At 65.9% G+C, this 9,685-nt stretch carries 12 protein-coding genes; 5 read left to right on the top strand and 7 right to left on the bottom strand.

Going from position 1 to position 9,685, the window contains the following annotated elements; translation table 11 throughout:
- Positions 1-591: 591 nt before the first annotated feature.
- A complete protein-coding gene (locus DB31_RS23740) occupies positions 592-1,323 on the bottom strand; it encodes a class I SAM-dependent methyltransferase (RefSeq protein ID WP_044191436.1) in 732 nt (243 codons plus the stop codon).
- A 145-nt stretch (positions 1,324-1,468) separates the two neighbouring features.
- Here DB31_RS23740 and DB31_RS23735 point away from each other — a divergent pair, with 145 nt between their 5' ends.
- On the top strand, positions 1,469-1,684 hold the full coding sequence (locus DB31_RS23735; RefSeq protein ID WP_044191434.1) for an SIP domain-containing protein: 216 nt from the start codon (positions 1,469-1,471) through the stop codon (positions 1,682-1,684).
- On the opposite strand, the gene DB31_RS50640 is transcribed toward DB31_RS23735, so the two are convergent.
- The 4 genes from DB31_RS50640 to DB31_RS23715 all read right to left on the bottom strand — a co-directional run bounded on the left by DB31_RS50640 (position 1,663) and on the right by DB31_RS23715 (position 4,346).
- A complete protein-coding gene (locus DB31_RS50640; protein ID WP_157232124.1) occupies positions 1,663-2,274 on the bottom strand; it encodes a hypothetical protein in 612 nt (203 codons plus the stop codon). The genes DB31_RS23735 and DB31_RS50640 overlap by 22 nt on opposite strands.
- A 288-nt stretch (positions 2,275-2,562) precedes the next feature.
- Entirely contained in the window at positions 2,563-3,345 is a 783-nt protein-coding gene (locus DB31_RS23725; RefSeq protein ID WP_044191431.1) for an SDR family oxidoreductase, read from the bottom strand.
- Positions 3,346-3,378: 33 nt separating this feature from the next.
- A complete protein-coding gene (locus DB31_RS23720) occupies positions 3,379-3,915 on the bottom strand; it encodes an ester cyclase (RefSeq protein ID WP_052420183.1) in 537 nt (178 codons plus the stop codon).
- 104 nt (positions 3,916-4,019) lie between these two features.
- Positions 4,020-4,346, bottom strand: a complete 327-nt coding sequence (locus tag DB31_RS23715; RefSeq protein ID WP_044191428.1) for a hypothetical protein — start codon at positions 4,344-4,346, stop codon at positions 4,020-4,022.
- Positions 4,347-4,480: 134 nt separating this feature from the next.
- Between DB31_RS23715 and DB31_RS23710 the strand changes: the two genes are divergently transcribed.
- The 4 genes from DB31_RS23710 to DB31_RS23700 all read left to right on the top strand — a co-directional run bounded on the left by DB31_RS23710 (position 4,481) and on the right by DB31_RS23700 (position 7,822).
- Positions 4,481-5,290: a polysaccharide deacetylase family protein gene (locus DB31_RS23710; protein ID WP_044191426.1), complete on the top strand. Its 810-nt coding sequence runs from the start codon at positions 4,481-4,483 to the stop codon at positions 5,288-5,290.
- Complete coding sequence (locus DB31_RS45115) at positions 5,287-6,348, top strand: AraC family ligand binding domain-containing protein (protein ID WP_052420182.1); 1,062 nt, start codon at positions 5,287-5,289, stop codon at positions 6,346-6,348. Before DB31_RS23710 ends, DB31_RS45115 begins: the two co-directional genes overlap by 4 nt.
- A 63-nt stretch (positions 6,349-6,411) precedes the next feature.
- Complete coding sequence (locus DB31_RS51295; protein ID WP_276203641.1) at positions 6,412-6,543, top strand: hypothetical protein; 132 nt, start codon at positions 6,412-6,414, stop codon at positions 6,541-6,543.
- A gap of 139 nt (positions 6,544-6,682) precedes the next feature.
- On the top strand, positions 6,683-7,822 hold the full coding sequence (locus DB31_RS23700; protein ID WP_044191424.1) for a trypsin-like serine protease: 1,140 nt from the start codon (positions 6,683-6,685) through the stop codon (positions 7,820-7,822).
- Between the two features lie 115 nt (positions 7,823-7,937).
- On the opposite strand, the gene DB31_RS23695 is transcribed toward DB31_RS23700, so the two are convergent.
- Positions 7,938-8,171 (bottom strand): hypothetical protein, encoded by a 234-nt coding sequence (locus DB31_RS23695; protein ID WP_044191422.1) that lies wholly within the window; start codon positions 8,169-8,171, stop codon positions 7,938-7,940.
- A 32-nt stretch (positions 8,172-8,203) separates the two neighbouring features.
- Complete coding sequence (locus DB31_RS23690) at positions 8,204-9,625, bottom strand: MATE family efflux transporter (RefSeq protein WP_044191577.1); 1,422 nt, start codon at positions 9,623-9,625, stop codon at positions 8,204-8,206.
- Positions 9,626-9,685 lie beyond the last annotated feature (60 nt).

Here is a 9,685-nt window from a genome sequence, read left to right as displayed (position 1 = left end):
CTCACTCAGCAGGTAGAACACGGCACGGCCTACCTGCTCAATAGGGTTCTACTCCGGCTGCTCTCTCCCCAACCAAGTCCCTCCCGGTGAACGGTTACATTGGAGCTTCACTGTGCCCACGAAGCTGGAATTTGGGTACCACTTCGTTTCCGCCATGGCCAGGGATGCGGCCGGCAATCGCAGCCCGAGTTCCGACGAGCACCGCTTCGCGATCCTGCGGAGCCATTACGGCTGGAGCTGTGCCGCCGCCCCCACCTTTTCAGCCACTTGGGCCCTGCTGGCAGTGGCCTGGACCCTGGGCAGAAGCATGAGAAGGATGGGAGGCCGGGTAAAGCGGGCTGGCTCAGGTCGCGGGAGGTTTGCGTAAGAGAAGCAGCTTTATCACCCGAGCATCGGCCGGTGGCGGCTGGCGCATAGACGACCATGCACAGCCCGTCCGCTCCATCGACGGCGAAGGCCGAGTACTCGAGGCAGTGTTCGAGCTCCGTGAAAACTCGGTAGCCTCTTCGCCGCATTGACTGTCCACTGGCCGTGCTCCCAGAGGAAGGACACTCCGGCGAATAACGGAAGAGGCCGGCGCGATGACCGTCCTCAGCCGGCGGCTCCAGGCTCGAAGCGCGCGAGGAAGACCTTGTACTGCAGCGAGACGAAGAGCGTCCGCGGCGCCACCAGTCCGGTCCGGGCGAACATCGCGAACAGGGCGGCATCAGACTCGATGGGCCGTATCATCGCGAAGCGCTGGCGCCGGTGCTCCAGCTCGTCCGTAGGGACTCCATACGCTCGCCATCGCCGCAGCTCCACGTTCATCAGCTCGGGGTCCATGCCGACGCGGCAGCCCAGCACGAGGGGCGCTCCGGGCTTGAGCCGCCGGGTCACCTCGCGCAGGAGTTCGAGGCGGGCCTCCTCGCCCTCCACATGGTGGAGGACTCCCATCATCTGCGCGCCGTCGAACGGAGGGCTGGGAGGCAGGGTGTGCAGCTCGCCCACGTGCAGGTGCGTGCGCGAGAGCAGCCCTTCGTCCTCCAGGCGCTTACGGGCGACAGCAAGCATGGCGTCGGAGGGATCCACGCCCGTGAAGCGCCAGCCCGGCACGTTGAAGCGGGTATAGGGCACCAGCTCCGCGCCCGTGCCCAGTCCCACGAAGAGCAGTGACGCCGTGTCCTGGCCGTCAAGCTGGGCGGTCGTCGCGCTAACGCCGAGCTCGTACAACGCCTGGGCGCCGGCGAGGTTGATGGACGCCTGAGCGTCGTAGTGGGCGGCGCGGTCGGCGCCAAAGCCCGGCACGATGTGGTGGACGGAGTGGGAGGGGTGTTCGTGAGCCATGACGTGTCCTCGGGAGGCCCGCGAGAGGCGGGCGATGAGACCCGAAGATGCGTCGGGAGCTCGATGCGCGGGAGAGCGAGGATTCAGGTCAGATCGGCGGAATTTTCGGTCCTGCGGTCTATGAGCTCCAGCAACCTTCTGGGTTGTGCGCGGCGAGCCGAGCGAGCACGACGGCGAGCTGCTGCGCCGTGCGCTCGCTGGTTTCTCTCCTCCCGCCGGGGATGGCTTCGTCTGGATTGCCGGCGAGGCTGCCATCGTTCGCGACCTACGGACTCACTTCGCCGACGAGCGCCGGCATCCGAGTGACTGGCTCAAGGCTGCGGCCTACTGGCACCGCAGTCAGGTCCACTTGACCGTGTAGAAGCAGGCCTTGTCCCCGGTCTTGCGGCAGGGGCCGGAGTCATGCGTCACGGTGGCGGAAGGCTCGAAGCGCTGAGCCACTCCGAGGACGACTCCGTGCCCATAGGGACAGGGATACGGGGCATCCACGAAGCCTTTGATCTCCTTCTTGCCGGGCACGCCCTTGAACGAATAGTGGCCAATGCCTCCCGAGTACCGCATCTCGTTCTTGGTGACGTCGAACAAGGGCAGTCCGTCCCGGCAGGCGTGGTTCAGGTAGTAGCCCACGTCCAGGAAGGGGATGGCCTCGACGAGCCCCAGGCTCAGCATGGACGGGGGATAGGCGGCGTTTTTCTGAATCGTGAGCCCCGCCCGGTACAGGGGCAGGTCCCCAAACTCCCGGCCCATCCGCGCGAATGCCCTCAAGAGATTGGGCATGGGGTAGAGCTTCTCTTTGTCGATGACGAAGTTTCCTGCGGCATCGCTGGTGCCCACCTGCTCGTCCATCAAGAACTGATGGGCCAGGAGCGTGAAGGTGCTGAAGCCTTCGATAAAGGTCAGCACAGTGCCTCCGAAGACCTGAAACCCGCTGTACTCCACGAATGTTCTCATTGTCAGGTGCCCCCTTCTGCCGTGTCCCCGAAATCACCGAAGGGTCTGCTGCTTCCACTCCTCTGAGTGTCACGTTCAGAGGAGAGCTCTCTCCATCGAGAATGGGTCAGCGCATGCACCCCGCGGCGCGCACATAGCACACGAATTCTGGCACCGTGTCGAGCCATGCTCCTGTGTGTTCCTATCTCACAGGTGGGATGGAAGGCGCATGACTCAGTAGCACGGGCGGCAGTTTACGCCGAGGGTGTGTCACACCGCCGCGCGGCAGTGAACGGGCAGTGCGTGTGCCTACTTTGAGGGGGAGGGAGGCTCCGCCCGTTCGGGCCCCATCGTCGAGTAGCCGCCGTCCACGGCGATGTCCGTGCCGGTGATGAAGGAGGCATTGTCAGAGCAGAGGAAGAGCACGGCCTGGGCCACTTCCTCCGGCTCACCGATGCGGCCGGGCAGGTGGAACTTCCCCGCGATGGCTTGGATCGCGGCCTTGTTGCCGTGGGTCGCCTCGTCCATGGGCCGGCTCCAGATCCAGCCCGGAGAGACGGCGTTGACCCGGATCTTGTCAGGCGCGAGGTCCATGGCCTGGCTCCGGGTGATCTGGAGGATGGCCGCCTTGGTGGCCGGGTAGAGCCACCGTCCTGTCTGCGCCACCTGGGCGCTGATGCTGCTGAAGTGGACGATGGCGCCCCCGCCTCGCGCCACCAGGTGCGGGCGTACGGCCTTCACCATCATCACTCCGCCCACCACGTTCACGTTGTACGAGTCCAGCCAGTCCTTGCGGCTCGACGCCAGGCCGTGGTCCACATAGGTGCAGGCCGCGTTGACCAGGAAGTCGATGCCGCCGAAGCGCTCGACCGTCTCGGCGACGCATGCGTCGATCTGGGCGTCATCCGTGACGTCGGTCGCGCGGAAGGCCACCCCGTGCCCCAGCTCGCGCGCCACAGTCTGGCCACCGGCGGCGTTGATGTCCGCGATCATCACCCGTGTGCCGGCCTCCTGAAAGGCACGGACCACTCCGGCCCCAATCAATGTCGCGCCGCCGGTGACGATGGCGACCTTGTCCTTCAATCCCTTCATGGTGACACTCCTTGTCCTGTCACGGTGTGGTGGTTAGCGCTTGTGCGCGCGCTGGAGCAGCGCATTCATCGGCTGGACAGGCTGGATGACCTGATGCGCGATCTCCGCTCCCAGCACGGGCAGGGAGCGGTCGATGAGCCCCAACTGCACGAGGATCGACGCCTGATCCCAGTAGAGGCGCTCGCTGAGGATCTTGTCGTTCTCGAATTGGATGATGGCCGCGATGGCGAACTCGAGGACCTTGCCCGTGGGGGGAATGCCGGGCAGCAGCCAGTCGATCTGGATGGAGTGGGTGAAGCGCGCGACGAACTCGTCGACGAGCCGCCCTTGCCCGATGGTCCGTGAGATGGGGATGTTCTCCAGATCCGGGGGGAGCTGCGGCAGGAAGAAATTCGTATAGAACTCGCGCACCTGCTCCCGGCCGATGGCGCCCATCATCACCGGGACGTGGTTGACGGAGGGGTGGGGGGCCATCGTCGCCAGGATCTTCTCGACGTCCTTCATGCCGAACTCGGCCGCCATGTGCTGGTCCCAGAGCTCCGACAGCGCTTTCTCATCCAGGGTGCTCATTGTCAGGGATCCTCTTCCAAATGTTCGAGCGTCATGCGGGCTCGGGCCCAACGACAGCCCATGGCCCGGGGAGTTGTCCATCTCTCGGTGCCGAGGGGAGAGGCTCAGCGCGGCTCTTCCTTCGGAGGCTCCAGCGCCGCGAGCAGGGCCTGCTCCCACTCGCGCAGCCACGCCTCCAACTGCACGGGGCCGGCGAAGGTGCGGCCCACCTGCCGCTGGATGTCCTTCATGTTCTGCAGCTGCTTGCGCTCGATGACGCGCTGCAACTGCCCGAGCGCCTTGCGCGCCTTGGCCTCGCCGGCCTCCTGGACCCAGGCGGCCACCTGGTGCGGGTCTGGGACGGGAATGTCGTCGTCGCAGCCGCAGCCTGGAGCGCAGCCGCTCGTTGCTCCCATCAGCGTGGTCAGCGGGCTGTGAAAGACGTGGGGCATGGTGGAGCGGCTCTCCGGTGAATGAGGGGGCGAAGCGTATCACTCCGTGAGGGGACACCTCCGCATCCCGGGGGGCTTTCACGCGCCTTCTCCAGGTGCCACCATCGGCCGGGAATTTCGGGCAGGATGGGCGCATGTTCATGAGCTCCGTGGTGATGGTGGTGCTGCTCGCCGCTCCGGCTCAGCCGGCTGCGGCTGCGCCCCTCAAGTGGAAGGTGAGCGGCACGGACGTGGCGTTCGAGATGACGGCGGAGGACCTGCGGGCCCTGCGTGGCGGCAAGGAAGTCTTTGGCCTGAAGTCGCGCGAGAAGGGGTTCCTCTCCAATTTCGAGGTGGAGGAGGGCCAAGATCCGACGGGCTGGGAGGCCTTCCAGTCCTTCAAGGTGCTGTCGGTGGTGGGCCCGTGGGTGAGCTACGAGGAGTCGAACTCGGGCTTCACAGGGGGCGCGCACCCGTACGCGAGCACGTCCTATGTGCTCAAGGACGTCTCGAAGGAGCAGGGCTCGTTCTCACTGATGAAGGTGTTCCCCGAGAAGGACGTGCTGAAGGCGCTCAAGGCGGACACCTTCGTGCGCAAGCACATCAGCGATCAGAAGGCGTTTGATGCTGCCAAGACGGTGGAGGCGATGCTGGAGACCCTGGATGAGGGAGAGGACTGCGTGGGCTTCCGGTACGGGCTCGACGCCGTCGAGCGCGGGGTCGCGTTCCATCACATCGAGGGCAACAAGGTCGCCGTGCGCATCGCGTTCGGCTACGCCAGCGAAGCGTGCCGGGGGAATTTTTTCGTGGTGGGCATCCTGTTGCCCATCCCCGCTTCGCTGAAGCCTGCGCTGGATCGCGCGGCCAAGCGCACCGAGGGCTTCCTCATGAAGGACGCCAAGGCCGTGAAGGCACCGACCGTGGCGTTCTCGTGGGAGCCGCCCGAGCCCAAGGAGAAGGAGTGAGCCGGAAGGGCAGGGTGGTCATCAGCCCCAATACCTTCCTGGTCGAGGCCTACGCCCCCGGACTCACGATCGACTTTCGAGAGCCCGCGGGCATGACGGATCTCGAGAGGCTCCGGCGCTCGGTCGATCTCCGGCAGCTCTCTGGCGCGGGCTCGGATGGTGAGGTGGAACGGAGTCTGGGGCGAGTTCTCGTCAGCCTTGGGGTCACCGAGGACGAGGCGGACTTCGCCGCGAGCCTCGAGGCCTTCACCGGTGAGCGGCAGTTGGGGCCTCAGGTGGCCGCGTGCCTCCGGGAGCTGGGTGTTCCCGAGCCGCCGAAGGAGCTCGGTGAGAGCATCTCCCTGCTCCTGCGCAAGACCGGCTGCCTGGACCGCAATGTCCACCACCCTCTCCGGCTCTTCTGCCACCCGCCCGGCGAGGTGACCGCTCTGGAAGAGAGTTCCACGCACTATGGCTACGTGCTGGAGGGGGAGTGCGCTGTCACGGAGCGAGGCCGCAGAGTGACCGTTGGCGCTAACACCTTCTTCTGTGTCGCGGGTGCCGCTACCCTTGATGGGACAGGCCAGTGCGTGGTGACCACGCGCTTCCATTACAAGGGGCTCACGCTCTTCGGTGGGGAGATCGAGGACTGGGGACGGCTGGAGTACATCGATGGCTGCACGGACACGCTGCTCATCGCCCCGGTGAAGCGCGGAGACCCCTGCCTCAACGCCCTCTACTTCCCACCGGCCACCCACCAGACGCGGCACCTGCACCCGAGCGTCCGCTGTGGCGCCGTCATCGCGGGGGAGGGGCTGTGCAAGACCCCCATGGGAGACCACCCGCTCACGAAGGGGAGCATCTTCTTCCTGCCGCCCGAGACCTACCACGCCTTTCACACACGCGACGCGCCTGGAACAGGCCGGTCGGCGCTCACCGTGCTCGCGTTCCACCCTGACAGCGACTTCGGTCCCACGGACGCCCATCACCCGATGATCAACCGCACCTACTTCCGGTTCCTGCACCGGCTGCGGTCCGTGGCCGTGGGGGCGCAGGGCCCAGCGGGAGCCAGCAGGTAAGCCGAGAAGAATCGGTCCTCGGACGTCAAGCACTTCAAGCTGCGACTGAAGGCGCATAGGTCCTTGAGAGGGATTGCCAGACCCTGGCTGGATGACCCCTCGGCTCTTCTGACCTGCGAGGAGATCGACGAGGCCATCTTCAGCCGCGAGCGGGACGTGGTGCTGGAGGAGGCCGCCGAGCGGCATACCTCGTGATCACCCCAAAGACAATCAGACAAGAATCTTGCAGTGAAAGCAGGTGATTAGAGGAAAAAGAAGAGCACGGGGTTGACGACAGATACTGGGTTCTCTCAGAGTGCCCGCGCTTTTTCCCCCAATCCCCCGAGAGGTACCCATGTCTTCCCGCAAGTTCCTGCGCCGCTGGGCGGCTGCCACCACGCTGTCTCTGCTGGCGGGTTGTGGCCCCGAGATGCTCGAGGAGACGCAGTCGCCGGAGTCGCTGCTGTCCAGTGAGCAGGAGATCGTCGGTGGCACCGCGACGACGATCGCCAACAACCCCTGGCAGGTGTCGCTGCAGACCAGCTCGGGCTTCCACTTCTGTGGCGGCTCGGTGCTCAACGCGAACTGGATCCTCACCGCGCAGCACTGCGTGAACGACAGCGGCACCATCAGCAAGCCCGCGCGCGTGGAGGCGGGCACCACGACGATCAGCGGCTCCGGACAGGTTCGCTCGGTGGCTGAGGTGATTGTCTATCCGGGCTACGTGGATGCTTCGAAGGGCAAGGACGTGGCGCTGCTGCGTCTGTCCACTCCGCTGGACCTGAGCGGCGCGAGCGTGAAGGCGATTGGCCTGGTGACGGCGGCGGACGCCACCGCGGGCGTCACGAACACCGGCGTGGTGACGCGCGTCACCGGCTGGGGCACGCTGTCCAGCAACGGCTCGAGCCCCGACACGCTGCAGACGGTGGATGTGAACATCGTCAGCAACAGCTCGGCGCAGTCTTCGTACCCCCAGGAGACGATCACCGCGGACCAGCTGGCGGCGGCGGCCCCGGGCAAGGACTCGTGCCAGGGTGACAGCGGCGGTCCGCTGACGGTGCTCAATGGCAGCACCCGCGTTCTGGCTGGTGTGGTGAGCTGGGGCTACGGCTGCGCGGACTCGCGTTACCCGGGCATGTACTCGCGCGTGTCGTCGTTCGAGAGCTGGATCACCTCGAAGATCAGCGGCACGACGACGACGCTGCTGTCGAAGACGGGCCTGTCGGGCGCGAGCAGCAGCTTCCAGCACTTCGCCATCGAGGTTCCGTCGGGCGCCGCGACGCTGACGGTGAATCAGTCCGGCGGCACGGGTGACGCGGACCTGTATGTGCGTCAGGGCTCGCAGCCGACGACGACGACGTACAACTGCCGTCCGTACCTGAGCGGCAACGCCGAGACGTGCACCATCACCAACCCGGCGGCGGGGACTTGGTACGTGTCCGTGCGCGGGTACTCGACCTTCTCGGGCGTGTCGCTGACCGCGACCGTTCCGTAAGCAGCGGGTCTTCGGCGGCGGCGGCGAGCTCCGCCGCCCCGGCCGCACTGAGCCCCGAGGCGCCCACGGAGGTGCCTCGGGGTTTTTGTTTTCCGCGGCCCTGCGTGGGCCTGCGTCACTTCCCTCCGTGCTGCGTGTGGCTCAGGTAGTCCTGCAGCGCTAGGAGCAGCCGGCGCACGGCATAGCCCTCGAAGTCCTCCACGGGATCAATGCTCGAAGGGAACACCTCCAGGGCGCTCTGGAGCATGGTGAGGGCTGGCTGGAGCCCCTCAGGGCCCGAGACCCGCGGAGTCTGGTCCAGGAGGAACGCCGTGTTCACCAGGTTGGCCCAGCGGCTGTCGTCTGCCATCGCGTCTCCTTAAGAGAGGGCTGAGTCCCTGCTCAGGCCTCGCCCGTCTCATGGCCGAAGACCTCGGCGGGATCCGGCGCGGCCGGCCCCGGCGCCTTCTTGGCGATCGGCTTCCTCCAGCGGCCCGAGAAGTAGTACGCCATGCTGACGAAGAACGAGACGAGGAAGCTCAGCGACAGGGCGTACCAGACCCCCCGCACGTGGCCCAGGCTTCGCGACAGCCAGTAGGCCCCGGGGACGCGCACCACCCACAGGCTGATCAGCGAGAACACCGTGGTCGTCAGCGTGTGGCCCGCGCCATTGATGATGCCGTTGCTGACGAAGAGCAGGGCGAAGAAGACGTAGCAGGCCCCGACGATGTGCAGGTACGAGACGCCCAGCTCGAGGACAGGGGCATCCTTGACGAAGATTCGCAGCAGGGCCTCGGGGAACAGCACGGCCACCACCGAGATGATGAGCGTGATGCCCCCGCTGAACAGGCACCCCCACCAGAAGATCTCCTTCACCCGGTGGTGGTGACCCGCCCCCAGGTTCTGTCCGGCCAGGGTCGAGATCGCCATACCGAACGTCATGGCTGGCATGAACGCAATCTGATCAATGCGCGAGGCCGCGCCAAAGGCGGCGGTGGCCACCTCTCCAAAGCCGTTGACGATGCCGGTGACCAGCACGATGCCAATGGAGATGAAGGACTGCTGCACGGACGAGGGCAGGCCAATCCGCAGCGTCTGCCAGGTGACCGGCCCCAGGTGGCTCAAGCGCGGCCAGGCCGGAGCCACAGGGCTTTTCTTCCTGCGGAGCCAGACGATCAGGGCCAAGAGCAGCCCAATCTGGGAGACCAGGGAGGCCCACGCCGTGCCGACCAGGCCCAGCTTCGGGAGCCCCAGCCATCCGAACATCAGCACCGGATCGAGCGCCGTGGTGGCGAGGAGGGAGCCGACCTGGAAGTAGAGCGGCGTCTTCGAGTCGCCCACCCCTTGGAGCATGCTCCGGATGACGAACACCCCGAAGCTGAAGGGAAGGGTGAGCAAGAAGACCCGTAGGTAGCTCACGGAGGGCTCGAAGATGTCCTCGGGCGTGTCCATGGCGCGCAGGATGCTCGGAGCGAGCAGCTCTCCCAGCACCGTGAGCACGATGGCCAGGCTGTAGATCAGCACCGTGGAGCTGTCGACGACTTGGCGCAGTGCGTCCATCCGTTTGGCGCCATAGTTCTGCGACACGAGGATGTTGGTCGCCATCGTGAGCCCCATGCCGATGGCGGCCAGGACGAAGATGACGGGGAAGCTCACCGTCACCGTGGCCAGGGCGGCGGTGCCCAGAAACTGGCCGACCCAGATGGCGTTGACGAAGCTGTAAGCTGTTTGCAGGAAGCTCCCCACGAGCATGGGGATGGAGAAGGCCACCATATGGCGGGGGATGCTGCCGGTGGTCAGATCACGTCCAAAGCCGGGACTCATGGACTGGGGCTTGTACACTGGAAATGGGCCGGAAGGGGCCCCCCTGGCACAGGCGTCGTC

The organism is Hyalangium minutum, assembly GCF_000737315.1.
Taxonomy (GTDB): Bacteria; Myxococcota; Myxococcia; order Myxococcales; family Myxococcaceae; genus Hyalangium; species Hyalangium minutum.
The sequence above is the reverse complement of the archived record's forward strand: the minus strand, read 5'-3'. Positions and strand labels throughout refer to the sequence as shown.

Bases quoted from the DNA above. Each gene is read 5' to 3' on its own strand.
- DB31_RS23715 (WP_044191428.1), bottom strand. From the start codon at position 4,346: ATGCCCCACGTCTTTCACAGCCCGCTGACCACGCTGATGGGAGCAACG.
- DB31_RS23690 (WP_044191577.1), bottom strand. From the start codon at position 9,625: ATGAGTCCCGGCTTTGGACGTGATCTGACCACCGGCAGCATCCCCCGC.
- DB31_RS23695 (WP_044191422.1), bottom strand. From the start codon at position 8,171: ATGGCAGACGACAGCCGCTGGGCCAACCTGGTGAACACGGCGTTCCTC.
- DB31_RS23720 (WP_052420183.1), bottom strand. From the start codon at position 3,915: ATGAGCACCCTGGATGAGAAAGCGCTGTCGGAGCTCTGGGACCAGCAC.
- DB31_RS50640 (WP_157232124.1), bottom strand. From the start codon at position 2,274: ATGAGAACATTCGTGGAGTACAGCGGGTTTCAGGTCTTCGGAGGCACT.
- DB31_RS23725 (WP_044191431.1), bottom strand. From the start codon at position 3,345: ATGAAGGGATTGAAGGACAAGGTCGCCATCGTCACCGGCGGCGCGACA.
- DB31_RS23700 (WP_044191424.1), top strand. From the start codon at position 6,683: ATGTCTTCCCGCAAGTTCCTGCGCCGCTGGGCGGCTGCCACCACGCTG.
- DB31_RS23710 (WP_044191426.1), top strand. From the start codon at position 4,481: ATGTTCATGAGCTCCGTGGTGATGGTGGTGCTGCTCGCCGCTCCGGCT.
- DB31_RS23740 (WP_044191436.1), bottom strand. From the start codon at position 1,323: ATGGCTCACGAACACCCCTCCCACTCCGTCCACCACATCGTGCCGGGC.